General features: G+C 68.9%; 31 protein-coding genes. All 31 read left to right on the top strand.

Annotated elements, in window-relative coordinates; translation table 11 throughout:
- Nucleotides 1-2 precede the first annotated feature (2 nt).
- The 31 genes from DER29_RS24030 (at nt 3) to map (ending at nt 23,318) form a co-directional block, all read left to right on the top strand.
- Nucleotides 3-3,890 (top strand): DNA-directed RNA polymerase subunit beta', encoded by a 3,888-nt coding sequence (locus DER29_RS24030; RefSeq protein ID WP_121399893.1) that lies wholly within the window; start codon nt 3-5, stop codon nt 3,888-3,890.
- Between the two features lie 110 nt (nt 3,891-4,000).
- Nucleotides 4,001-4,372: a hypothetical protein gene (locus tag DER29_RS24025; RefSeq protein ID WP_121399892.1), complete on the top strand. Its 372-nt coding sequence runs from the start codon at nt 4,001-4,003 to the stop codon at nt 4,370-4,372.
- Nucleotides 4,373-4,874: 502 nt separating this feature from the next.
- A complete protein-coding gene (locus DER29_RS24020; protein WP_121400157.1) occupies nt 4,875-5,222 on the top strand; it encodes a hypothetical protein in 348 nt (115 codons plus the stop codon).
- Between the two features lie 492 nt (nt 5,223-5,714).
- On the top strand, nt 5,715-6,089 hold the full coding sequence (gene rpsL / locus DER29_RS24015) for a 30S ribosomal protein S12 (RefSeq protein WP_014440718.1): 375 nt from the start codon (nt 5,715-5,717) through the stop codon (nt 6,087-6,089).
- 1 nt (nt 6,090) lies between these two features.
- Nucleotides 6,091-6,561: a 30S ribosomal protein S7 gene (rpsG, locus tag DER29_RS24010; RefSeq protein WP_077938296.1), complete on the top strand. Its 471-nt coding sequence runs from the start codon at nt 6,091-6,093 to the stop codon at nt 6,559-6,561.
- A 75-nt stretch (nt 6,562-6,636) separates the two neighbouring features.
- Nucleotides 6,637-8,733 (top strand): elongation factor G, encoded by a 2,097-nt coding sequence (fusA, locus tag DER29_RS24005; RefSeq protein WP_121399891.1) that lies wholly within the window; start codon nt 6,637-6,639, stop codon nt 8,731-8,733.
- 216 nt (nt 8,734-8,949) lie between these two features.
- Nucleotides 8,950-10,143, top strand: a complete 1,194-nt coding sequence (tuf, locus tag DER29_RS24000; RefSeq protein WP_088998349.1) for an elongation factor Tu — start codon at nt 8,950-8,952, stop codon at nt 10,141-10,143.
- Between the two features lie 350 nt (nt 10,144-10,493).
- A complete protein-coding gene (gene rpsJ / locus DER29_RS23995; RefSeq protein WP_007073037.1) occupies nt 10,494-10,802 on the top strand; it encodes a 30S ribosomal protein S10 in 309 nt (102 codons plus the stop codon).
- An 11-nt stretch (nt 10,803-10,813) separates the two neighbouring features.
- Complete coding sequence (rplC, locus tag DER29_RS23990; protein ID WP_121399890.1) at nt 10,814-11,479, top strand: 50S ribosomal protein L3; 666 nt, start codon at nt 10,814-10,816, stop codon at nt 11,477-11,479.
- Complete coding sequence (gene rplD / locus DER29_RS23985) at nt 11,476-12,126, top strand: 50S ribosomal protein L4 (protein ID WP_101412800.1); 651 nt, start codon at nt 11,476-11,478, stop codon at nt 12,124-12,126. The genes rplC and rplD overlap by 4 nt, the downstream gene beginning before the upstream one ends.
- A complete protein-coding gene (rplW, locus tag DER29_RS23980; protein WP_088998352.1) occupies nt 12,123-12,425 on the top strand; it encodes a 50S ribosomal protein L23 in 303 nt (100 codons plus the stop codon). Before rplD ends, rplW begins: the two co-directional genes overlap by 4 nt.
- A 12-nt stretch (nt 12,426-12,437) precedes the next feature.
- Nucleotides 12,438-13,277, top strand: coding sequence for a 50S ribosomal protein L2 (gene rplB / locus DER29_RS23975; RefSeq protein WP_088998353.1), 840 nt, complete (start codon nt 12,438-12,440; stop codon nt 13,275-13,277).
- A gap of 12 nt (nt 13,278-13,289) precedes the next feature.
- A complete protein-coding gene (gene rpsS, locus DER29_RS23970) occupies nt 13,290-13,571 on the top strand; it encodes a 30S ribosomal protein S19 (RefSeq protein ID WP_088647003.1) in 282 nt (93 codons plus the stop codon).
- Nucleotides 13,572-13,611: 40 nt separating this feature from the next.
- Nucleotides 13,612-14,079, top strand: coding sequence for a 50S ribosomal protein L22 (gene rplV / locus DER29_RS23965; protein ID WP_091627711.1), 468 nt, complete (start codon nt 13,612-13,614; stop codon nt 14,077-14,079).
- Nucleotides 14,079-14,936, top strand: coding sequence for a 30S ribosomal protein S3 (rpsC, locus tag DER29_RS23960; RefSeq protein WP_088998355.1), 858 nt, complete (start codon nt 14,079-14,081; stop codon nt 14,934-14,936). The genes rplV and rpsC overlap by 1 nt, the downstream gene beginning before the upstream one ends.
- Before the next feature lie 3 nt (nt 14,937-14,939).
- Entirely contained in the window at nt 14,940-15,365 is a 426-nt protein-coding gene (gene rplP, locus DER29_RS23955) for a 50S ribosomal protein L16 (RefSeq protein ID WP_007465292.1), read from the top strand.
- Entirely contained in the window at nt 15,365-15,601 is a 237-nt protein-coding gene (gene rpmC, locus DER29_RS23950) for a 50S ribosomal protein L29 (RefSeq protein WP_007073028.1), read from the top strand. The genes rplP and rpmC overlap by 1 nt, the downstream gene beginning before the upstream one ends.
- On the top strand, nt 15,598-15,873 hold the full coding sequence (gene rpsQ, locus DER29_RS23945) for a 30S ribosomal protein S17 (RefSeq protein ID WP_121399889.1): 276 nt from the start codon (nt 15,598-15,600) through the stop codon (nt 15,871-15,873). The genes rpmC and rpsQ overlap by 4 nt, the downstream gene beginning before the upstream one ends.
- A gap of 97 nt (nt 15,874-15,970) precedes the next feature.
- Nucleotides 15,971-16,339 carry a 50S ribosomal protein L14 gene (gene rplN, locus DER29_RS23940; protein WP_007465279.1) on the top strand — a complete coding sequence of 123 codons (369 nt, stop codon included), beginning with the start codon at nt 15,971-15,973 and terminating at the stop codon, nt 16,337-16,339.
- Nucleotides 16,336-16,656 carry a 50S ribosomal protein L24 gene (gene rplX, locus DER29_RS23935; RefSeq protein ID WP_172896341.1) on the top strand — a complete coding sequence of 107 codons (321 nt, stop codon included), beginning with the start codon at nt 16,336-16,338 and terminating at the stop codon, nt 16,654-16,656. The genes rplN and rplX overlap by 4 nt, the downstream gene beginning before the upstream one ends.
- Nucleotides 16,656-17,225 (top strand): 50S ribosomal protein L5, encoded by a 570-nt coding sequence (gene rplE / locus DER29_RS23930; RefSeq protein WP_121399888.1) that lies wholly within the window; start codon nt 16,656-16,658, stop codon nt 17,223-17,225. Before rplX ends, rplE begins: the two co-directional genes overlap by 1 nt.
- A 1-nt stretch (nt 17,226) precedes the next feature.
- Nucleotides 17,227-17,412 carry a type Z 30S ribosomal protein S14 gene (locus DER29_RS23925; RefSeq protein WP_007465272.1) on the top strand — a complete coding sequence of 62 codons (186 nt, stop codon included), beginning with the start codon at nt 17,227-17,229 and terminating at the stop codon, nt 17,410-17,412.
- Between the two features lie 117 nt (nt 17,413-17,529).
- On the top strand, nt 17,530-17,937 hold the full coding sequence (gene rpsH / locus DER29_RS23920; RefSeq protein ID WP_013288624.1) for a 30S ribosomal protein S8: 408 nt from the start codon (nt 17,530-17,532) through the stop codon (nt 17,935-17,937).
- 16 nt (nt 17,938-17,953) lie between these two features.
- Nucleotides 17,954-18,496, top strand: a complete 543-nt coding sequence (gene rplF, locus DER29_RS23915; protein ID WP_121399887.1) for a 50S ribosomal protein L6 — start codon at nt 17,954-17,956, stop codon at nt 18,494-18,496.
- 8 nt (nt 18,497-18,504) lie between these two features.
- Nucleotides 18,505-18,882 (top strand): 50S ribosomal protein L18, encoded by a 378-nt coding sequence (gene rplR / locus DER29_RS23910; protein WP_172894548.1) that lies wholly within the window; start codon nt 18,505-18,507, stop codon nt 18,880-18,882.
- Nucleotides 18,883-18,915: 33 nt separating this feature from the next.
- Nucleotides 18,916-19,530, top strand: a complete 615-nt coding sequence (rpsE, locus tag DER29_RS23905; RefSeq protein WP_121399886.1) for a 30S ribosomal protein S5 — start codon at nt 18,916-18,918, stop codon at nt 19,528-19,530.
- Nucleotides 19,530-19,712 (top strand): 50S ribosomal protein L30, encoded by a 183-nt coding sequence (gene rpmD, locus DER29_RS23900; protein ID WP_074314584.1) that lies wholly within the window; start codon nt 19,530-19,532, stop codon nt 19,710-19,712. Before rpsE ends, rpmD begins: the two co-directional genes overlap by 1 nt.
- The gene (rplO, locus tag DER29_RS23895) at nt 19,712-20,155 is read left to right on the top strand and encodes a 50S ribosomal protein L15 (RefSeq protein ID WP_121399885.1); all 444 of its coding nucleotides are present in this window, start codon (nt 19,712-19,714) and stop codon (nt 20,153-20,155) included. Before rpmD ends, rplO begins: the two co-directional genes overlap by 1 nt.
- A 235-nt stretch (nt 20,156-20,390) precedes the next feature.
- On the top strand, nt 20,391-21,719 hold the full coding sequence (secY, locus tag DER29_RS23890; protein WP_121399884.1) for a preprotein translocase subunit SecY: 1,329 nt from the start codon (nt 20,391-20,393) through the stop codon (nt 21,717-21,719).
- On the top strand, nt 21,720-22,373 hold the full coding sequence (locus tag DER29_RS23885; protein ID WP_091627746.1) for an adenylate kinase: 654 nt from the start codon (nt 21,720-21,722) through the stop codon (nt 22,371-22,373).
- 93 nt (nt 22,374-22,466) lie between these two features.
- Nucleotides 22,467-23,318: a type I methionyl aminopeptidase gene (gene map, locus DER29_RS23880; RefSeq protein ID WP_121399883.1), complete on the top strand. Its 852-nt coding sequence runs from the start codon at nt 22,467-22,469 to the stop codon at nt 23,316-23,318.
- The last annotated feature ends 375 nt before the right edge of the window (nt 23,319-23,693 follow it).

The following is a 23,693-nucleotide window of genomic DNA, read 5'->3' as shown; positions in this document are numbered from 1 at the left end:
TAGTGCTCGACGTCAACTTCTTCGACGAGCTGCGCATCGGCCTCGCCACCGCCGACGACATCCGTCAGTGGTCGCACGGTGAGGTCAAGAAGCCTGAGACGATCAACTACCGCACCCTGAAGCCGGAAAAGGACGGGCTCTTCTGCGAGAAGATCTTCGGTCCGCAGCGGGACTGGGAGTGCTACTGCGGTAAGTACAAGCGGGTCCGGTTCAAGGGCATCATCTGCGAGCGCTGCGGCGTCGAGGTGACCCGGTCGAAGGTCCGCCGTGAGCGGATGGGGCACATCGAGCTCGCCGCGCCGGTGACCCACATCTGGTACTTCAAGGGCGTGCCGAGCCGGCTGGGCTACCTGCTGGACCTCGCCCCCAAGGACCTCGAAAAGATCATCTACTTCGCCTCGTACGTCGTGACGAGCGTGGACGCCGAGTCGCGTCACCGTGACCTCTCGACGATCGAGAACGAGATCCTGGCCGAGAAGCGGCAGGCCGAGAACAGCCGCGACTCGGAGATCGAGAAGCGGGCCACCAAGCTCGAGGCCGACCTGGCCGAGCTGGAGGCCGAGGGTGCCAAGGCGGACGTCCGGCGCAAGGTCAAGGAGGGCGGAGAGCGCGAGATGCGCCAGATCCGCGACCGGGCCCAGCGCGAGATCGACCGCCTGGACGAGGTGCTGGACACCTTCCGCAAGCTGGAGCCGAAGCAGCTCGTCACCGACGAACTGCTCTACCGCGAGCTGCGGGACCGGTTCGGCGAGTACTTCACCGGCGGCATGGGCGCCGAGGCCATCAAGGCGCTGGTCCAGAACATGGACCTCGACGCCGAGGCCGAGAACCTGCGCGAGACGATCCGCTCCGGCAAGGGGCAGCGGAAGATCCGGGCGCTCAAGCGGCTCAAGGTCGTCGCGGCGTTCCTGAACACCCGCAACTCGCCGCTCGGCATGGTGCTCGACTGCGTGCCGGTCATCCCGCCGGACCTGCGCCCGATGGTGCAGCTCGACGGTGGCCGCTTCGCGACCTCCGACCTGAACGACCTGTACCGCCGCGTGATCAACCGGAACAACCGCCTCAAGCGACTGATCGACCTCGGCGCGCCCGAGATCATCGTCAACAACGAGAAGCGGATGCTCCAGGAGGCCGTCGACGCGCTGTTCGACAACGGCCGCCGCGGCCGGCCGGTCACCGGGCCGGGCAACCGCCCGCTGAAGTCGCTCTCCGACATGCTCAAGGGCAAGCAGGGCCGGTTCCGGCAGAACCTGCTGGGCAAGCGCGTCGACTACTCCGGCCGTTCGGTCATCGTTGTCGGCCCGAAGCTCAAGCTGCACCAGTGCGGCCTGCCCAAGCAGATGGCGCTTGAGCTGTTCAAGCCGTTCGTGATGAAGCGGCTGGTCGACCTCAACCACGCGCAGAACATCAAGTCCGCCAAGCGGATGGTCGAGCGGCAGCGGCCGGTCGTGTGGGACGTGCTGGAAGAGGTCATCGGCGAGCACCCGGTCCTGCTGAACCGGGCGCCGACCCTGCACCGCCTGGGCATCCAGGCCTTCGAGCCGCAGCTCGTCGAGGGCAAGGCCATCCAGATCCACCCGCTGGTCTGCACCGCGTTCAACGCCGACTTCGACGGTGACCAGATGGCGGTGCACGTGCCGCTGTCGGCCGAGGCCCAGGCCGAGGCGCGGATCCTGATGCTGTCGTCGAACAACATCCTCAAGCCGGCCGACGGCAAGCCCGTCACCATGCCCACCCAGGACATGGTGATCGGCCTCTACCACCTCACCCACCTCACGGCGGGCGAGAAGGGCGAGGGCCGGGCGTTCAGCTCGGACGCCGAGGCGCGGATGGCGTACGACAACGGCGAGCTGCACCTCCAGGCCCCGGTGAAGATCCGCCTGCGTGGCGTGGTCGGGGTCGACAACGGTGCCGGTGCCGAGGCGTGGACCGCCCCGGAGGGCTGGGTCGAGGGCGAGCCGCTGACCGTGGAGACGACCCTCGGCCGGGTGCTGTTCAACGAGACGCTGCCCCAGGGCTACCGCTTCGTGAACTACGAGATCCGCAAGGGTCAGCTCTCCGCGATCGTCAACGACCTCGCCGAGCGCTTCCCCAAGGTGGCGCTGGCGGCCACCCTGGACGGGCTCAAGGAGGCCGGCTTCCACTGGGCCACCTGGTCCGGCGTGACGATCGGCATGGAGGACGTCATCGCCCCGCCGCGCAAGCGGGAGATCCTGGAGCGGTACGAGAAGGAAGCCGACCAGATCGACAAGCAGTACCAGCGCGGTCTGATGACCCCGGAGGAGCGTCGCGGCGAGCTCATCCAGATCTGGACCAAGGCGACCAACGAGGTCGCCAAGGAGATGGACACCGCCCTGCCGCAGGAGAACCCGCTGTGGAAGATGATCAACTCGGGTGCCCGCGGTAACCTCCTCCAGCTCCGGCAGATCGCGGCGATCCGTGGTCTGGTGGCCAACCCGAAGGGCGAGATCATCCCGCGGCCGATCAAGGCCAGCTACCGGGAGGGTCTGTCCGTGCTGGAGTACTTCATCTCCACGCACGGTGCCCGTAAGGGTCTCGCGGACACCGCCCTGCGTACCGCCGACTCGGGTTACCTGACCCGTCGTCTGGTGGACGTCTCGCAGGACGTCATCATCCGCGAGGAGGACTGCGGCACCGACCGCGCCATCCCGATGCAGATCGGCGAGCGGCTCGACGGCAAGCTGGTCGTGCACGAGCACGCCGAGACCAGCGTGCACGCGCGGACGCTGGCCGACGACATCAAGGGGCCGGACGGCGTCGCCGTCGCCGAGCGGGGTCAGGACATCAACTCGATCCTGGTCGACAAGATCGTCGCCGCCGGGGTGGAGACGGTCCGGGTGCGCAGCGTGCTCACCTGCGAGTCGAAGCTGGGCGTCTGCGGCGCGTGCTACGGCCGCTCGCTGCCGACCGGCAAGACCGTGGACGTCGGCGAGGCGGTCGGCATCATCGCCGCCCAGTCGATCGGTGAGCCGGGTACGCAGCTGACGATGCGTACCTTCCACACCGGTGGTGTCGCGGGTGAGGACATCACCCAGGGTCTGCCCCGTGTCCAGGAGATCTTCGAGGCCCGGGTCCCGAAGGGCAAGGCGCCCATCGCCGACACCCCGGGTCGGATCCGGATCGAGGACGGCGAGCGCTCGCGGAAGATCATCGTGGTGCCGGACGACGGCAGCGACGAGATCGTCTACGACAAGATCTCCAAGCGGGTCCGGCTGCGGACCCACGACGGCGGTCACGTCGCGGTCGGCGAGAAGCTGACCGAGGGCACCATCGACCCGCACGAGCTGCTGCGGATCATGGGTCCGCGGGCGGTCCAGGTCCACCTGACCAGTGAGGTCCAGGAGGTCTACCGCTCGCAGGGTGTGCTCATCCACGACAAGCACATCGAGATCATCATCCGCCAGATGCTCAAGCGGGTGACGGTCATCGACTCCGGCTCGACCGAGTTCCTGCCGGGCGTGCTGGTCGACCGGGCGCTGTTCGAGTCGGAGAACCGCCGACTCGTCTCCGAGGGCGGCGAGCCCGCCGCCGGCCGTCCGGTGCTGATGGGTATCACCAAGGCCTCGCTGGCCACCGACTCCTGGCTCTCGGCGGCCTCCTTCCAGGAGACCACCCGGGTGCTGACCGACGCGGCGATCAACTCGCGCAGCGACTCGCTCGTCGGCCTCAAGGAGAACGTGATCATCGGTAAGCTCATCCCGGCCGGTACGGGCATCAGCAAGTACCGCAACGTCCGGGTCGAGCCGACCGAGGAGGCGAAGGCCAAGGTCTACTCGATGACCGGCTACCCGGAGACCGACTACGGCTTCGGGCCGGCCAGCGGCCAGGCGGTTCCGCTGGACGACTTCGACTTCGGGTCGTACCGCTAAGCAGCACGATCGACGAGGCCCCCGGCACGCGCCGGGGGCCTCGCCGTGTCCCGGCACCGGGTGGCCCGTGCGGGCGCCGCGGCGCGGCGGGCCGGGGCATGATGGAGGGCATGACGACCGCACCCGGGCAGGCGCCCGTCGCCCAGCCGGGGCTGCCCCGCCATCCGCTCGACCCGGACCCGGCCCGGGCCACCAAGGCGCGGGCGGTCTTCGCGCTCGGCCTGATCGGCGCGCTGACCGGCCTGTTCATCGGCGGCGTGGTGCCGGCCACGGTGGCGCTCCAGCTCGCCCGCCAGGCGCGCCGGGAGGCGTACGCCTCGGGGGGTTTCCTGACCGGCGCGGCCTGGCTGCGGCGGGGGGAGCGGCTGGCCTGGACGGGCCTGGTGCTCGTCGCCGTCAGCGTGGTGGCCGCGGTGGTGCTCGGGGTGGTCCGGCTCGCCGACACGCCCTACGGGCAGGACTTCGCACCGAACATGGACTGACTGCCGTCCGAGGGGAACGGGTCCCGCGCCGGGCGCGGGCCGTGGACCGGCGGCGGTAGCCTGGCCCGGTGTCCGTCGCGCGGCGGTGGACGCCGAGACGTCGACAGGAGGACCCGTGACGGAACCGGCGCGCTACCCGGGCGGCGATCCCGTGGCGCCCCCCGCCGCGAATCCCGACGCCCCGCCCGGCGGGACGCAGTGGGGGCGACCCGACGCGGGCAGTGGGTCCGTCGCGCCGGGGTACCCGCCGCCGGCGTCGCCCTGGCACGCCCCGTCCGGGGGAGGGGACCCGGGCCCGTCGTCGGCGTTGCCCTGGGGTGCCTCGTCCGCCGGTGGGGACCCGGGTCCGTCGTCGGTGTCCCCGTGGGGGACCTCGCCCGCGGGAGCGGGCCCGTCGCCGGCTCCGGGCTGGGGTCCGGGCCCGCTCGCCCCGCCCCCGCCACCGCGCGAGGCCGCCCGGCCGCCGAAGCGGGTCGACCCGGTCGCGGGCACGCCCTTCGGCGTGGTGCACCTCGACGTGCCGCCGGTCACCTCCGGCCTGGCCGTGGGTTCGCTGGTGGCCGGGATCGTCTCGACGCTGGTCGCGATGCTGGTGATCTGTATCGGCGCGGTCGGCGGCGTGGGCGGCGCCTGGGCGGCCGGCGCCTTCACCGTGCTGGGCGTGCTGGCCGGCGCGGGCGCCGTCGTGGCCGGCCTGCTGGGGATGCGGCAGATCCGCCGCCCGACCGCCCCGCCGGCGGTCCGGTTCACCGGGCGGGGCCTGGCGGTGGCCGGGGTCAGCTGTGGCGGGGCGGGGCTGCTGCTCAGCCTGCTCGGCCTGGGGTTGGCGTTGCTGCTGACGCTCGGGTGACGCCCGCGCGCGGCCGTGGGGCGTGACGGCGGCCGTGACGGGGTCGACGGGCCGGTCCGCGGGGAAGCCGGTACACTTGGATCCGTAGGTGCCCACCACGGGCGGGTAGGCGCGACGGGTTCGATCGGCAGGCGGTGGACGCTCCGCCGGCCGCTCCGTTTTGACCTGTGCGGTTGTGGTAGGTACTCTTTCCCCTTGTGCCCGGGCAAGCCCGGGCAACTCGTGCGTGCGCTGGATCCGGTGAGCCGGAGATCGCGTGGGAGCACGACAAAGCCAAAGATCCGGCGCGCGGCCTGCCGTGCGCCGGTGCAAGACCCCGTCGACACGCGCGAGCGTCGGCGCCGGGGCCGTGAGCTGGGCGACACGCCCGACCGCGGGTGCCGGGACCATCGCGAGGTGGCCCTGGTCGGAATGTAGGAGAGTCGGCCATCAGGTCGGCTACGGCAGACGGTGCGGCCGCCACCAGGCGGCCGAAGGGAGCGGAGAAACCCGGTGCCCACGATCCAGCAGCTGGTCCGAAAGGGCCGCCAGGCTAAGACGAGTAAGACCAAGACCCCGGCGCTGAAGGGTTCCCCTCAGCGGCGCGGCGTGTGCACCCGCGTGTACACCACCACCCCGAAGAAGCCGAACTCGGCGCTGCGCAAGGTCGCTCGTGTCAAGCTCAGCAGCCAGATCGAGGTGACCGCCTACATCCCGGGCGTCGGCCACAACCTGCAGGAGCACTCGATCGTGCTCGTCCGCGGCGGCCGGGTGAAGGACCTCCCCGGCGTGCGTTACAAGATCGTCCGCGGTTCGCTGGACACCCAGGGTGTCCGCAACCGCAAGCAGGCGCGCAGCCGTTACGGCGCGAAGAAGGAGAAGAGCTGACATGCCGCGTAAGGGACCCGCTCCGCGGAAGCCGCTGGTCGCTGACCCGGTGTACAACTCGCCGCTGGTCACCCAGTTGGTGAACAAGATCCTCCTGCGCGGTAAGCGTCAGCTCGCCGAGCGCATCGTCTACGCCGCCCTCGAGGGCTGCCGCGAGAAGTCCGGCACCGACCCGGTCGTCACCCTCAAGCGGGCGATGGACAACGTCAAGCCGACCCTCGAGGTGCGCAGCCGCCGCGTCGGTGGCGCCACCTACCAGGTCCCGGTCGAGGTCCGCCCCGCCCGGGCGACCACCCTGGGCCTGCGCTGGCTGGTCACCTACTCCCGCGCCCGTCGCGAGAAGACCATGATCGAGCGGCTGATGAACGAGCTGCTGGACGCGAGCAACGGCCTCGGTGCCGCCGTCAAGCGGCGCGAGGACACGCACAAGATGGCCGAGTCCAACAAGGCCTTCGCGCACTACCGCTGGTAACACCCTGGTTCCGGCGCCCTCGGGGCGCCGGAACCGCCACCAGTTGTGTCGAGACGACGATAAGTAGGGATTGAAGTGGCCGCCGCAGACGCGCTCGCCAACGTACGCAACATCGGCATCATGGCCCACATCGATGCCGGTAAGACCACCACCACCGAGCGGATCCTGTTCTACACCGGCATCACGTACAAGATCGGTGAGGTCCACGAGGGCGGTGCCGTCATGGACTGGATGGAGCAGGAGCAGGAGCGTGGTATCACCATCACCTCCGCTGCTACCAAGTGTGAGTGGAAGGGCCACACGATCCAGATCATCGACACGCCCGGCCACGTCGACTTCACGGTCGAGGTCGAGCGGTCGCTGCGGGTGCTGGACGGCGCGGTAGCGGTCTACGACGGTGTCGCCGGCGTGGAGCCGCAGACGGAGAACGTCTGGCGGCAGGCGGACAAGTACAACGTCCCCCGGATGTGCTTCGTCAACAAGCTCGACCGGACCGGTGCCGACTTCTTCCGCTGCGTGCAGATGATGATCGACCGGCTCAACGCCACCCCGCTGGTTCTCCAGATCCCGATCGGCGCCGAGTCCGACTTCATCGGCGTGGTCGACCTGGTCGAGATGCGGGCCCTCACCTGGCGCGGCGAGACGCAGAAGGGTGAGGACTACGCGATCGAGGAGATCCCGGCCGACCTCGCCGACTCCGCCGCCGAGTGGCGCGAGAAGCTGATGGAGACCCTGGCCGACGTCGACGACGCGGTGATGGAGAAGTACCTGGAGGGCGAGGAGATCTCCGTCGAGGAGATCAAGGCCGCCATCCGCCGGGCCACCATCGACGGCAAGGCCAACCCGGTTCTCACCGGCACCGCCTTCAAGAACAAGGGCATCCAGCCGATGCTCGACGCGGTCGTCGCGTACCTGCCGTCGCCGCTGGACATCCCGGCGATCGAGGGCACGGCCACCGACGGCGAGACGCCGCTGCAGCGCAAGCCGTCCAAGTCGGAGCCGTTCTCGGGCCTCGCCTTCAAGATCCAGACGGACAAGCACCTCGGCAAGCTCACCTACGTCCGGATCTACTCCGGCACGCTCGAGTCCGGTTCCCAGGTGGTCAACTCCACCAAGGACCGCAAGGAGCGGATCGGCAAGATCTACCAGATGCACGCCAACAAGCGGGAAGAGCGCGGCTCGGCCCAGGCTGGCGACATCATCGCGGTGCAGGGTCTGAAGCAGACCACCACCGGTGACACGCTGTGCGACCCGGCGAACCCGGTCATCCTGGAGTCGATGACCTTCCCGGAGCCGGTCATCGAGGTCGCCATCGAGCCGAAGACCAAGGCCGACCAGGAGAAGCTCAGCACCGCCATCCAGCGGCTGGCCGAGGAGGACCCGACCTTCCGCGTCAAGCTGGACGACCAGACCGGCCAGACGGTCATCTCCGGCATGGGCGAGCTGCACCTGGACATCCTGGTCGACCGGATGCGCCGCGAGTTCAACGTCGAGGCCAACATCGGCAAGCCGCAGGTGGCGTACCGCGAGACCATCCGCCGCAAGGTGGAGAAGGTCGAGTACACCCACAAGAAGCAGACCGGTGGTTCCGGCCAGTACGCCCGGGTGATCATCAGCCTGGAGCCGCTGCCGCTGGGCAACGACGCCCCGACCTACGAGTTCGCCAACGCGGTGACCGGTGGCCGCATCCCCCGGGAGTTCATCCCGTCGGTGGACGCGGGCGCGCAGGACGCCATGCAGTACGGCATCCTCGCCGGCTTCCCGCTGGTGGGTGTCAAGCTGACGCTGGTGGACGGCCAGTACCACGAGGTCGACTCGTCGGAAATGGCATTCAAGATCGCCGGCTCGATGGCGATGAAGGAGGCGGCCCGCAAGGCCGACCCCGCGCTCCTCGAGCCGATGATGGCCGTTGAGGTCACCACTCCTGAGGAGAACATGGGTGACGTCATCGGCGACCTCAACTCCCGCCGCGGCATCATCCAGGCGATGGAGGAGCGCAGCGGCGCCCGCGTCGTCAAGGCTCTGGTGCCGTTGTCGGAGATGTTCGGCTACGTCGGCGACCTGCGGTCGAAGACCCAGGGCCGGGCTAGCTACAGCATGCAGTTCGACTCCTACGCCGAGGTTCCGTCCTCGGTCGCGAAGGAGATCATCGCCAAGGCGACGGGTGAGTGACCTCACCTGACGTGATCGATGATCCGAGGCGGTCGCGGGAGGGTGCTCCCGCCCGCGGCCACCTCGGTCGGAACGCGTGAGACCGGGCCTGTAGGCTTCATCGCCGCAGAACCCACCAAAGCTCTCCGGCCGTCAGGCCGGAAAGGCTGTCGACAGAGTCCTAAGCGCCGACCGGCGCGCCGGGCGTACGAACCAAGAAGTCCACAGGAGGACCCAGTGGCGAAGGCGAAGTTCGAGCGGACTAAGCCGCACGTCAACATCGGCACCATTGGTCACATCGACCACGGTAAGACGACGCTGACGGCGGCCATCACCAAGGTCCTGCACGACCAGTACCCGGACCTGAACCCGTACACGCCGTTCGACGAGATCGACAAGGCGCCGGAGGAGAAGGCCCGCGGCATCACGATCTCCATCGCGCACGTCGAGTACCAGACCGAGGCGCGGCACTACGCGCACGTCGACTGCCCCGGTCACGCCGACTACATCAAGAACATGATCACCGGTGCCGCCCAGATGGACGGCGCGATCCTGGTGGTCGCGGCGACCGACGGTCCGATGCCGCAGACCCGCGAGCACGTGCTGCTGGCCCGCCAGGTCGGCGTGCCGTACATCGTCGTGGCGCTCAACAAGAGCGACATGGTCGACGACGAGGAGCTCCTGGAGCTCGTCGAGCTCGAGGTTCGTGAGCTGCTGTCGAACCAGGACTACCCGGGCGACGACCTGCCGGTCGTGCGGGTCTCCGCGCTGAAGGCCCTCGAGGGTGACCCCGAGTGGACCGGCAAGCTGCTGGACCTGATGACCGCGGTCGACACCGCGATCCCGCAGCCGGAGCGCGAGACCGAGAAGCCGTTCCTCATGCCCATCGAGGACGTCTTCACGATCACCGGTCGTGGCACGGTCGTCACGGGCCGCGCCGAGCGTGGCGTGCTCAAGCCGAACGAGGAGGTGGAGATCGTCGGCATTCGCGAGAAGTCGATGAAGACCACCTGCACCGGCATCGAGATGTTCCGCAAGCTGCTCGACGAGGCCCGCGCGGGCGAGAACGTCGGTCTGCTGCTGCGTGGCATCAAGCGCGAGGACGTCGAGCGCGGCATGGTCGTCATCAAGCCGGGCACCACGACCCCGCACACGGAGTTCGAGGCGACGGTCTACATCCTCTCCAAGGAGGAGGGTGGCCGCCACACCCCGTTCTTCCAGAACTACCGTCCGCAGTTCTACTTCCGGACCACGGACGTCACCGGTGTCGTCACCCTCCCCGAGGGCACCGAGATGGTCATGCCGGGTGACAACACCACCATGACGGTGAAGCTGATCCAGCCCATCGCCATGGAGGAGAACCTCAAGTTCGCGATCCGCGAGGGTGGCCGCACCGTCGGCGCCGGGTTCGTCACCAAGATCATCAAGTGAGCTAGGTAACCCCGATTAGACCCGCCGCCGGTCGTGCGGCATACTAGTCAGGTTGCGTAACGACAGTTCGCTGCCTGTGTTCGGCTTTCGCTGAACCTCCGGGTGGCAGAGCAGTCGAGCGTAGGGTGGTTGGCGGCCCGTCCGCCAACCACCCTCGCGCGGCGTTCAGGTCGCGGTAGTGCGATCGACGCCTTGACCCACCGCGCGGTCAGAGTCGCTCCGGAGTCCCGGGGCGGAGCCTGGCCCGAGGGCGCGACACGCCCGACCGCGGGGGTCGGCGAAGTGGGCCTGTGCCAGCCGGTACAGGCGCCCGCAACACAGCGGCATCGAGAGAAGGAACAGAAGCCACCATGGCGGGACAGAAGATCCGCATCCGGCTCAAGGCCTATGACCACGAGGTCGTCGACTCCTCGGCTCGGAAGATCGTCGAGACGGTGACGCGTACCGGGGCGCAGGTCGCGGGCCCGGTGCCGCTGCCCACGGAGATCAACCGTTTCTGCGTTATCCGCTCGCCGCACAAGTACAAGGACTCGCGCGAGCACTTCGAGATGCGCACGCACAAGCGGCTGATCGACATCATCGACCCGACCCCGAAGACGGTCGACTCGCTCATGCGCCTCGACCTGCCGGCTGGCGTCGACATCGAGATCAAGCTGTAGGGACCGGACAAATGGACAGGCAAGTCAAGGGGATCCTGGGCGCCAAGCTCGGCATGACCCAGGTCTGGGACAACAACCGTGTTGTCCCGGTGACCGTGGTCGAGGCCGGCCCGTGCGTCATCAGCCAGGTTCGTAGCGCCGAGAAGGACGGTTACTCCGCGGTCCAGCTCGCGTACGGCACGATCGACCCGCGCAAGGTCAAGAAGCCGATCAGCGGGCACTACGCGAAGGCCGACGTCGCGCCGCGCCGGCACATCGTCGAGCTGCGCACCGCCGACGCGGCGGACTACTCGCTCGGCCAGGAGATCACGGTCGAGGAGTTCCCGGCCGGCGTCTCCATCGACGTGACCGGCAAGACCAAGGGCAAGGGCTACGCCGGCCCGATGAAGCGGCACGGCTTCCACGGTCTGCGCGCCAGCCACGGTGTCGAGCGCAAGCACCGCTCGCCGGGCTCCATCGGCGCCTGCGCCACCCCGGGTCGTGTCTTCAAGGGCACTCGGATGGCCGGCCGGATGGGTGGCGTGCGCTACACCGTGCAGAACCTGACCGTCCAGGCGGTCGACACCGAGAACAACCTCCTGCTCGTCCGTGGCGCCATTCCCGGCCCCAAGGGCGCGCTGGTCCTGGTCCGTACCGCGGCCAAGACCAAGGCGAAGAAGGGCGGTGCGGCCAAGTGACCACCGTTGACGTCCTCACCGTCGAAGGCTCCAAGAGCGGCTCCGTCGAGCTGCCCGCCGACATCTTCGACGTCCAGGCCAACGTCGCGCTGATGCACCAGGTCGTGGTGGCTCAGCTCGCGGCGGCCCGGCAGGGCACGCACAAGGTCAAGACCCGCGGCGAGGTCGCCGGTGGCGGCAAGAAGCCGTACAAGCAGAAGGGCACCGGTCGCGCCCGGCAGGGCTCGATCCGCGCGCCGCAGTTCGCCGGCGGTGGCGTCGTGCACGGCCCCGTGCCGCGCGACTACAGCCAGCGGACCCCGAAGAAGATGAAGGCCGCCGCCCTGCGTGGCGCCCTCTCTGACCGGGCCCGCGCCGGGCAGGTGCACGTCGTCGAGGCGTTCGTCTCGGGCGAGAAGCCGTCGACCAAGGCCGCCCTGGCCACGCTGGCGAAGCTGACCGAGGCCCGCCGGGTCTTGGTCGTGCTGAGCAGCACCGACGAGCTGAACTGGGTGTCGCTGCGCAACGAGCCGCGGGTGCACCTGATCGAGGCCGGCCAGCTCAACACGTACGACGTGCTGGTGGCCGACGACGTGGTCTTCACCAAGGACGCCCTGGACGAGTTCCTGGGTGTTCCCGCCGAGACCACCGAGGAGGGTGGCAAGTGAGCACGATCGCCGACCCGCGCGACATCATCGTGGCGCCGGTCGTCTCGGAGAAGAGCTACAGCGAGCTGAACCGCAACTGGTACACCTTCCTGGTGCACCCGGACGCGAACAAGACCGAGATCAAGATCGCGATCCAGCAGATCTTCGACGTCCGCGTCCTGACGGTCAACACGCTCAACCGCCAGGGCAAGCGCAAGCGGACCAAGACCGGTTTCGGGCAGCGTAAGGCCACCAAGCGGGCGATCGTGAAGCTGGCTGACGGTGACCGTATCGAGGCCTTCGGCGGCCCGGTCAGCTGAGGGGTGTAGACAATGGCTATCCGTAAGTACAAGCCGACGACGCCGGGCCGGCGTGGCTCCAGCGTCGCCGACTTCGCTGAGATCACCCGGTCGACGCCCGAGAAGTCGCTGCTGGCTCCGCTGCCGAAGAAGGGCGGGCGTAACGCCCACGGCCGGATCACCACGCGGCACCACGGTGGCGGTCACAAGCGCCAGTACCGTCTGATCGACTTCAAGCGGGTCGACAAGGACGGCGTGCCGGCGAAGGTCGCCCACATCGAGTACGACCCGAACCGCACCGCGCGCATCGCGCTGCTGCACTACGCCGACGGCGAGAAGCGCTACATCATCGCGCCGAAGGACCTGAAGCAGGGCGACCGCGTCGAGTCGGGTCCGGGCGCCGACATCAAGCCGGGCAACAACCTGCCGCTGCGCAACATCCCGGTCGGTACCACGATCCACAACGTGGAGCTGCGTCCGGGCGGCGGCGCCAAGCTGGCCCGCTCGGCCGGCGTCGGCATCCAGCTGCTCGGCCGTGAGGGCGTGTACGCGACCCTGCGCATGCCGTCCGGCGAGATCCGGCGGGTCGACGTCCGCTGCCGCGCCAGCATCGGCGAGATCGGCAACGCCGACCAGTCGAACATCAACTGGGGCAAGGCCGGCCGCATGCGCTGGAAGGGCAAGCGCCCGACCGTCCGTGGTGTCGCCATGAACCCGGTCGACCACCCGCACGGTGGTGGTGAGGGTAAGACCTCCGGTGGTCGCCACCCGGTCAACCCGCAGGGTAAGCCCGAGGGCCGCACCCGTCGTAAGGGCCAGCCGAGTGACCGGCTGATCGTCCGCCGCCGCTACGCCACGCGTAAGCGCGGCTGAGGGAGATAAGACATGCCTCGCAGCCTGAAGAAGGGCCCGTTCATCGACGACCACCTGCTCAAGAAGGTGGAGACGCAGAACGACAAGGGCTCGAAGAACGTCATCAAGACCTGGTCGCGGCGCTCGACGATCATCCCCGAGATGCTGGGCCACACGATCGCCGTGCACGACGGACGCAAGCACGTCCCCGTGTTCGTGACTGAGGCGATGGTCGGGCACAAGCTCGGCGAGTTCGCGCTGACCCGCACGTTCAAGGGTCACGAGAAGGACGACCGGAAGAGCCGTCGGCGCTGACGCCGCGGGCATACGGATAGAGGAACAAGGGGTTACAGCGATGCCAGGAAAGGGCGACGCTCCGGTGCTTCCGGGCGCGCGGGCGGTTGCGCGGCACGTGCGCATCTCGCCGATGAAGGCGCGCCGGGTGGTCAACCTCGTCCGCGGCCTGCCCGCGAAGGAGGCGCTCACGGTGCTGCAGTTCGCGCCGCAGGCTGCGAGCGAGCAGGTGTACAAGGTGCTCGCTAGCGCGATCGCCAACGCGGAGAACAACGAGCGGCTGGACCCCGACGCGCTGCTCGTCAGCGAGGCGTTCGTGGACGAGGGCCCGACCATGAAGCGGTTCCAGCCGCGGGCGCAGGGCCGGGCGTACCGGATCCGCAAGCGCACCTGCCACATCACCGTCGCGGTCGAGGCGGTGGCGCCGGCCGCGCCGAAGAAGGCGGCCGCGAAGAAGGCGGCCCCGGCGAAGCAGGCGGAGCCGGCCGAGACGGCCGAGACGCAGAGCAAGACGGAGGGCGCCGAGTAATGGGTCAGAAGGTTCACCCGCACGGGTTCCGGCTCGGCATCTCGACCGACTGGAAGTCCCGCTGGTTCGCGGACAAGCTCTACAAGGACTACATCGGCGAGGACGTCAAGATCCGCCGCATGATGTCCAAGGGCCTCGAGCGCGCCGGCATCTCCAAGGTCGACATCGAGCGCACCCGGGACCGGGTCCGCGTCGACATCCACACCGCCCGGCCGGGCATCGTCATCGGCCGTAAGGGTGCGGAGGCCGACCGGATCCGCGGCGAGCTCGAGAAGCTGACCGGCAAGCAGGTCCAGCTGAACATCATCGAGGTGAAGAACCCCGAGTCGGACGCGCAGCTCGTCGCACAGGGTGTGGCCGAGCAGCTCTCCAGCCGGGTCAGCTTCCGTCGGGCGATGCGCAAGGCCATGCAGTCCGCGATGAAGAACCCGGTCTGCAAGGGCATCCGGGTCCAGGTCTCGGGTCGTCTCGGCGGCGCCGAGATGAGCCGGACCGAGTTCTACCGCGAGGGCCGGGTCCCGCTGCACACGCTGCGGGCCAACATCGAGTACGGCTTCTTCGAGGCCCGTACGAGCTTCGGCCGGATCGGCGTGAAGGTCTGGATCTACAAGGGCGACGCGGTGCCGGGTCGGGAGACTCCGGCCGAGGCGCCGTCGCGTCCGCGCCGTGACCGTGGCGACCGCCCCGAGCGGCCGCGCCGTGGCCGGTCCGGCTCGTCCGGCACGACCGCCGGCGGTACCGAGGCCGGCCGGGCCGCCGCCGCGACGACCATCGCGCAGCAGGCCGAGACGCCGAGTGGGGACGCGGTGGATCCCGCCGCCGTCGCCGCCGCGGCAGAAACGCAGCAGGAGGGCTGACAGATGCTGATGCCGCGCAAGCCCCCGAAGGGCTTCCGCAAGCCGCACCACCCGGACCGCAGTGGCGCGTCCAAGGGTGGTAACCGGGTGGTGTTCGGCGAGTTCGGGATCCAGGCTCTCGAGCCGGCGTACGTGACGAACCGCCAGATCGAGTCGGCGCGTATCGCGATGACCCGCCACATCAAGCGTGGTGGCAAGGTCTGGATCACGATCTTCCCGGACCAGGCTCTCACCAAGAAGCCGGCGGAAACCCGCATGGGTTCCGGTAAGGGTTCGCCCGAGTGGTGGGTCGCCAACGTCAAGCCGGGGCGGGTTCTCTTCGAGATGTCCTTCCCCAACGAGCAGATCGCGCGAGAGGCGATGCGTCGCGCGATCCACAAGCTCCCGATGAAGTGCCGCATTGTTACGCGCGAAGTGGGTGAATCCTGATGGCAGCGGGCGTTAAGGCCTCCGAGCTGCGTGAGCTCTCCGAGGAGGAGCTGGTCACGAAGCTGCGCGAGGCCAAGGCGGAGCTGTTCAACCTCCGCGTGCAGGCCGCGACCGGCCAGCTGGACAACAACCGGCGGCTGCAGGTCATCCGTCGGGAGATCGCCCGGATCTACACGATCATGCGTGAGCGCGAGCTGGGTCTCTCGGCCGCGCCGACTGAGGTGACTGCATCATGAGCGAGAACACCACCGCCGCCGCGCGGGCCCGCCGCAAGGTGCGTGAGGGCCTCGTGGTCAGCGACAAGATGGAAAAGACCGTCGTCGTCGAGGTCGAGGACCGGGTCAAGCACGCGCTGTACGGCAAGATCATGCGCCGTACGCGCAAGTTGAAGGTGCACGACGAGCAGAACACCGCCGGCATCGGCGACCGGGTCATGATCATGGAGACCCGGCCGCTGTCCGCCACGAAGCGGTGGCGGCTCGTGGAGATCCTGGAAAAGGCCAAGTAGCGAAGGCTCGAGCTCGCCCGGCGTCAGTCGGGCGCGGGTTCCGCCAGGCTCCGGCCGCCGTGCGCGGCCGGAGAACCGGCAGACATAGGAGATAGACGTGATTCAGCAGGAGTCGCGACTGCGCGTCGCCGACAACACGGGTGCCCGGGAGATCCTGTGCATCCGGGTTCTCGGTGGCTCCGGTCGGCGCTACGCGAGCATCGGCGACGTCATCGTGGCCACCGTCAAGGACGCGATCCCAGGTGCCGGTGTGAAGAAGGGCGACGTCGTCAAGGCCGTCGTCGTTCGCACCGCCAAGGAGAGGCGGCGGCCGGACGGTTCGTACATCCGCTTCGACGAGAACGCCGCCGTCATCATCAAGGACGGCGGGGACCCGCGCGGTACCCGTATCTTCGGCCCGGTGGGCCGGGAGCTGCGGGACAAGCGGTTCATGAAGATCATTTCCCTCGCGCCGGAGGTGTTGTGACCGTGAAGGTCAAGAAGGGCGACACGGTCGTCGTCATCGCCGGCAAGGACAAGGGTGCCAAGGGCAAGGTCATCGCGGCCTACCCGCGGCAGGACAAGGTCCTGGTCGAGGGCGTGAACCGGGTCAAGAAGCACACCCGCATCAGCACCACTCAGCGTGGCGCCAAGACCGGTGGCATCGTCACCCAGGAGGCCCCGATCCACGTCTCGAACGTGCAGGTCCTGGACTCCGACGGCAAGCCGACCCGCGTCGGTTACCGGATCGACGAAAACGGCCAGAAGGTCCGCATCGCGCGTAGCACCGGTAAGGACCTGTGATGACCACGGCTACCGAAACCAAGACCACGCCGCGCCTCAAGGAGCGGTACCGCAACGAGATCGTGGCGCAGCTGCAGGAGCAGCACAAGTACGGCAACCCCATGCAGGTGCCGCGGCTGGTCAAGATCGTCGTCAACATGGGTGTCGGCGAGGCCGCCCGGGACGCCAAGCTGATCGACGGCGCCGTCCGGGACCTGGCCACCATCACCGGCCAGAAGCCGCAGGTGCGGCGGGCGACCAAGTCCATCGCGCAGTTCAAGCTCCGCGAGGGCATGCCGATCGGCGCGAAGGTGACCCTCCGCGGCGACCGGATGTGGGAGTTCCTGGACCGGCTGCTGTCGATCGCGCTGCCGCGTATCCGCGACTTCCGGGGCCTGGACGGGCGCAAGCTCGACGGGCACGGCAACTACACGTTCGGTCTGACCGAGCAGTCGGTGTTCCACGAGATCGACCAGGACAAGATCGATCGGCAGCGGGGCATGGACATCACGGTGGTCACGACCGCCACGACCGACGACGAGGGCCGGGCGCTGCTCAAGCTCCTGGGCTTCCCGTTCAAGGAGAACTGAGATGGCCAAGAAGGCGCTGATCATCAAGGCGGCCGCGAAGCCGAAGTTCTCGGTTCGCGCGTACACCCGCTGCCAGCGGTGCGGGCGTCCCAAGGCGGTCTACCGCAAGTTCGGTCTCTGCCGGGTCTGCATCCGGGAGATGGCCCACCGCGGTGAGCTGCCGGGCGTGTCCAAGGCTTCCTGGTAAGGGCGACCGCGTCCCGGCCTTCGGGCCGGGACCCCTTGCACCGATCACGTATTGCTCTTCGCCGTAGGCCCGGGCGCATCGCCTCGGGAACCCCGGCGAGAAAGGCTGACGAAATCCATGACGATGACCGACCCGATCGCAGACATGCTCACGCGTCTGCGTAACGCCAACCAGGCGTACCACGACCGGGTGACGATGCCCTACTCGAAGATCAAGGCGAACATCGCCGAGGTCCTCAAGGCCGAGGGCTACATCGCCACCTGGTCGGTCGAGGAGCCCGAGGAGGGCGCCGTCGGCAAGCGACTGGTCGTCGAGCTGAAGTACGGCCAGAACCGGGAGCGGAGCCTGGCCGGCATCAAGCGAGTGTCCAAGCCCGGTCTGCGGGTTTACGCCAAGTCGGACGGGCTCCCGCGGGTGCTCGGCGGGCTGGGCGTGGCGATCATTTCGACGTCCCAGGGGCTGCTCACCGACCGGCAGGCCCGCAAGCGGAGCGTTGGCGGGGAAGTCCTCGCCTTCGTCTGGTAACGGGAGACAGGTAGAAATGTCGCGTATTGGACGTAAGTCGATCCCGGTGCCAGCCGGCGTCGACATCACGATCGACGGGCAGACCGTCAAGGTCAAGGGCCCGAAGGGCGAGCTCTCGCACACCCTGGCCGAGCCGATCACGATCGACCGGGCCGAGGACGGGCAGCTGAACGTCAACCGCCCGAACGACGAGCGCAAGGCCAAGGAACTGCACGGCCTCAGCCGTACCCTGGTCGCCAACATGATCGTCGGCGTCACCGAGGGCTACCGCAAGAGCCTGGAGATCGCCGGCACCGGTTACCGCGTGACCGCCAAGGGTCAGGACCTGGAGTTCGCGCTCGGGTTCTCGCACCCGGTGCACGTGGCGGCGCCCGCCGGCATCACCTTCACGGTGGAGAAGCCGACGCTGTTCCACGTGGCCGGCATCGACAAGCAGCTCGTCGGTGAGGTTGCCGCCAACATCCGGAAGATCCGCCCGCCGGAGCCCTACAAGGGCAAGGGCGTGAAGTACCAGGGCGAGGTCATCCGCCGCAAGGCTGGAAAGGCAGGTAAGAAGTGAGCGCCACGCTGCTCAAGCGCCGCCGCGGCGTCGCCGCCAAGCGTGCCGTCGGGCGTGCGCGCCGGCACTTCCGGGTCCGCAAGAACGTCAGCGGCACCGCCGAGCGTCCCCGCCTCGTGGTCACCCGCTCCCTGCGGCACATCGTCGCCCAGATCGTGGACGACACCAAGGGTCACACCCTGGCGTCGGCCTCGACCCTGGACGCCTCGCTGCGGGGCGCGGAGGGCGACAAGAGCGCCCTGGCCGGCAAGGTCGGCGCCCTGCTCGCCGAGCGGGCCAAGGCCGCCGGCGTCTCCAAGGTCGTCTTCGACCGCGGTGGCAACCGGTACGCGGGGCGGGTCGCCGCGCTTGCCGACGCCGCCCGCGAAGCCGGGCTCGAGTTCTAGAAACCCCGTCACGAGAGAGAAGGAAGGCTGCTGATGCCAGGTCAACAGCGCCGTGGCGGCGGGTCCGGTGGCAACGAGGGTGGTCGCCGCGACAACCGCCGTGAGGGCGGCCGCGGAAACGCGCCCGTCGAGAAGACCCCGCACCTCGAGCGGGTCGTCGCGATCAACCGCGTCGCCAAGGTCGTGAAGGGTGGTCGTCGCTTCAGCTTCACCGCCCTGGTGATCGTGGGCGACGGCGACGGCACCGTCGGTGTGGGCTACGGAAAGGCCAAGGAGGTGCCCGCAGCGATCGCCAAGGGCGTCGAGGAGGCCAAGAAGCACTTCTTCAAGGTGCCGCGGATCGCCCAGTCGATCCCGCACCCGGTGACGGGTGAGGCCGCGGCCGGTGTGGTGCTGCTCAAGCCGGCTTCCGCCGGTACGGGTGTCATCGCCGGTGGTCCGGTGCGTGCCGTGCTGGAGTGCGCGGGTATCCACGACGTGCTCTCCAAGAGCCTCGGTTCGTCGAACCCGATCAACATCGTGCACGCCACCGTGGCGGCGCTGAAGGGGCTCGAGTCGCCCGAGGCCGTCGCCGCCCGTCGTGGCCTGCCGGTCGAGGACGTCGCGCCGGCCGCCATGCTGGCGTCGCGGGCGGGGGTGGCTTCCTGATGGCTCGCCTGAAGGTCACCCAGGTCCGGTCCGGGATCGGGACCAAGCAGAACCAGCGTGACTCGCTGCGTTCGCTCGGTCTCAAGCGGATCAACGACGTGGTGGTCAAGGAGGACCGTCCGGAGATCCGCGGCATGATCTTCACGGTCAACCACCTCGTGAAGGTCGAGGAGGTCGAGTAATGACGATCAAGGTCCACCACCTGCGCCCGGCGCCCGGTGCCAAGACCGCGAAGACCCGCGTGGGTCGCGGTGAGGGCTCCAAGGGCAAGACCGCCGGTCGCGGTACCAAGGGCTCCAAGGCCCGTAAGAACATCTCGGCGGCGTTCGAGGGTGGGCAGATGCCCATCCACATGCGCCTGCCGAAGATGAAGGGCTTCAAGAACAAGTTCAAGGTGGTCTTCCAGGTGGTCAACCTGGACCGGCTCGCCGAGCTGTTCCCGAACGGCGGCCAGGTCGGCCCGCTCGAGCTGGTCGAGGCCGGCGCGGTCCGTAAGGGCCACCCGGTCAAGGTCCTCGGCACCGGGGACCTGGGCGGGGTCGCTCTCCAGGTGTCGGCGCACGCGTTCAGCGCGTCGGCCAAGGAGAAGATCACCGCCGCCGGTGGCTCCGTCACCGAGCTGTAAGGGCTGCACGACCCGTGGCGCCCGCTCAGTTGTCGCAACTGGGCGGGCGCCATGGTCTGCCTGGCATGTGTGCGCCGGGTAACATCGGATTCGGTTTATGTAGCCGGGCACATCTGCCCGGACGGGGATCGGGCTGTTAGAGTCCCTTCCCAGCCATGGATATCGGGCACTCGCCCGGCACCCAACCCGCCCCGCCAGGGATCACCGGCGGCCCGCCTCGCGCAGGAGGAAGAAGTTGCTGTCCGCCTTTCTCAGTGCGTTCCGTACGCCTGACCTGCGCAAGAAGCTGCTGTTCACAGTAGGCATCATCGCGGTCTACCGGCTCGGGGCGACGCTGCCCAGCCCGGGCGTCTCGTACGGCAACGTCCAGAAGTGCATCGACGCCATGGAGAACGGCTCCACGGGCGTGATGAACCTGCTCAACCTCTTCTCCGGCGGCGCGCTGCTGCAGCTCTCGGTCTTCGCGCTGGGCATCATGCCCTACATCACAGCGTCGATCATCCTGCAGCTGCTGACCGTGGTGATCCCCCGGCTGGAGCAGCTCCGCAAGGAGGGCCAGGCCGGCCAGGCGAAGATCACCCAGTACACCCGCTACCTGACCCTGGGCCTGGGTGTCCTCCAGGCGTCGGCGTTCGTGGCGCTGGCCCGCTCCGGGCAGCTCTTCAACAACCAGTGCGACCAGTTCCCGATCATCCCCGAGGGGACCGGCATCCCGGACTGGCTGACGCTGAGCCTCCTGGTCATGACGATGACCGCCGGCACCGGCGTGGTGATGTGGCTCGGTGAGCTGATCACCGACCGGGGCGTCGGCAACGGCATGTCCGTCCTGATCTTCACCTCGATCGCCGCCCGGCTCCCCAGCGAGGGCTGGCAGATCAAGCAGACCGGTGGCTGGGGCAAGTTCCTGCTCGTCATCGCGCTGGTCCTGGTGGTCATCACCGCCGTCACCTTCATCGAGCAGGCGCAGCGCCGGATCCCGGTGCAGTACGCCAAGCGCATGATCGGCCGGCGGATGTACGGCGGCACCTCGACCTACATCCCGCTGAAGGTCAACCAGGCGGGTGTCATCCCCGTCATCTTCGGTTCCTCGCTGCTCTACCTGCCCCAGCTGGCGCTGCAGTTCTTCGACCAGAACAACCCGGGCAAGACGCAGGCGTGGATCCAGAACAACCTGGTGGACCCGACCAGCCCGATCTACATCGCGGTCTACTTCCTGCTGATCATCTTCTTCACGTACTTCTACGTCTCGATCACGTTCAACCCGACCGAGGTCGCGGACAACATGAAGAAGTACGGCGGCTTCGTGCCGGGTATCCGCCCCGGCAAGCCGACCGCCGACTACCTCGACTTCATCCTCAGCCGGATCACGCTGCCGGGCGCCCTCTACCTGGGCATCATCTCGATCCTGCCGAACTTCTTCTTCATCTGGCTGGACAAGCAGCAGTACCTGAACTTCCCGTTCGGCGGCACCGCTGTGCTGATCATGGTCGGCGTCGGTCTGGAGACCACGAAGCAGATCGAGAGCCAACTCATGCAGCGGAACTACGAAGGGTTCCTGCGGTAGATGAGACTCGTTCTGGTTGGCCCGCCGGGGGCGGGCAAGGGCACGCAGGCCGAGTTCATCGCCGCGCACCTCTCGGTTCCGAAGATCTCGACCGGCGACATCTTCCGGTCGAACGTCTCGCAGGGCACCCCGCTCGGCGTCGAGGCGAAGCGCTACATGGACGCCGGCGAGCTGGTGCCCGACGAGGTCACCATCAACATGGTGCGGGACCGGCTCGCCGAGCCGGACGCCTCCGAGGGCTTCCTGCTCGACGGCTTCCCGCGCACGACGCCGCAGGCCGCCGCGCTGGACAAGCTCCTCGCCGACCTGGGCACCGCGCTGGACCTGGTGCTGGAGCTGGTCGTCGACGACGACGAGGTGATCCGGCGGCTCTCCGGTCGGCGTACCTGCCGGGGCTGCGGCAAGATCTGGCACGTCGAGTTCGACGCCACCTCGCGTGAGGGCATCTGCGACCGGTGCGGCGCCGAGCTGTTCCAGCGCGACGACGACAAGCCGGAGACCATCGCCACCCGCCTGCGCGAGTACGCGGACAAGACCGCGCCGCTGGTCGACTACTACGGCGCCCAGGGCAAGCTGGTGGGCATCGACGCCACCGGCCCGGTGGAGGACGTCACCGTCCGCGCCATCGACGCCCTGCGGTCGTACGGCGGCTGACGTCCCGCCGGTTTCCGGCGGATAGAGTGCGAAGAGCGGGGTACGTCTGACGTGCCCCGCTCTTCGGCATCGGCAACGAAAGGTAACGGCTCCATGCGTCGTCCCCAGCTGGACATCCAGCTGAAGACCCCTGACCAGATCGAGAAGATGCGGGCCGCCGGGCTGGTGGTCGCCGAGGCGCTGCGTCGGATGCGGGAGGCGGTCGCCCCCGGGGTCAGCACCGCCGACCTGGACGCGATCGCCGAGTCGACCATCCGCGAGGCCGGTGCCGTCCCCTCCTTCAAGGGCTACCACGGCTTTCCCGCGTCGATCTGCTCGTCCGTCAACGAGCAGGTCGTGCACGCCATCCCGTCGGCGCAGCAGGTGCTCCGCGACGGCGACCTGATCTCCATCGACTGCGGTGCGGTGCTCGACGGCTGGCACGGCGACGCCGCCATCACCGTCGGCGTGGGCGAGGTCGAACCGGCGCTGCTGAAGATGGCCGCCGTGGCCGAGGACGCCATGTGGGCGGGCATCGCCGCAGCCGCCCGCGGCGCGGCCAGCGGCAAGGGCCGGCTGACCGACATCTCGCACGCCGTGGAGGACGCGGTCCGCAAGGGCGGGCGGTACGGCATCGTCGACGGCTACGGCGGGCACGGCATCGGCACCGAGATGCACCAGGACCCGCACGTGCTCAACCACGGGCGGCCGGGCAAGGGCCCGCGCCTGGTGCCGGGCATGGCGCTGGCGATCGAGCCGATGATCACGATGGGCTCGCCGCGGACGGTGGAGCTCTCCGACGGCTGGACCGTGATCACCCGGGACCGGTCGATGGCGGTGCACGTCGAGCACACGATGGCGCTGCTCCCGGACGGCGTCTGGGTGCTGACCGCGCCGGACGGCGGGCGCGCCCGCCTGGGCGAGCTGGTCACCTCCCGGCAGCCCGCCGACTCGCCGGCCCGCTGAACCCGGCGGCAGCGTCCCGCCGGGCGCCCGCATGCCGTCCTCCCACCCGCTGAGGCGCGCACCAGCCGCCCCCTGGTGCCCGGGCGGCGGACGGGCACCGAGGCCGAGGCAGAGTGCCCGGCGCACGATGCCGGGCCCGACACGTCCGGCTCCGACGCGACACGACCTCGACCGTCGACACGACCTCGACCGTCGGCGCGACCTCGACCGTCGGCGCGACCTCGACCGTCGGCCCGGCCTTCGCCTGAGGCCGCCTGAGCCGCGGACCGGTGTCGCGTCCGGGCCCGGCACGCCGCGCCGCCTCGGCCGCCGGCCAGGCTCCGCCCGTGCCTCGGGCGCCGAGCGGCGGGAGGGGCAGCGGCTGGTGGGGCGGTG

This window comes from Micromonospora sp. M71_S20 (genome assembly GCF_003664255.1).
Lineage (GTDB): Bacteria > Actinomycetota > Actinomycetes > Mycobacteriales > Micromonosporaceae > Micromonospora.
This window is presented reverse-complemented; position numbering and strand designations above follow the sequence as displayed.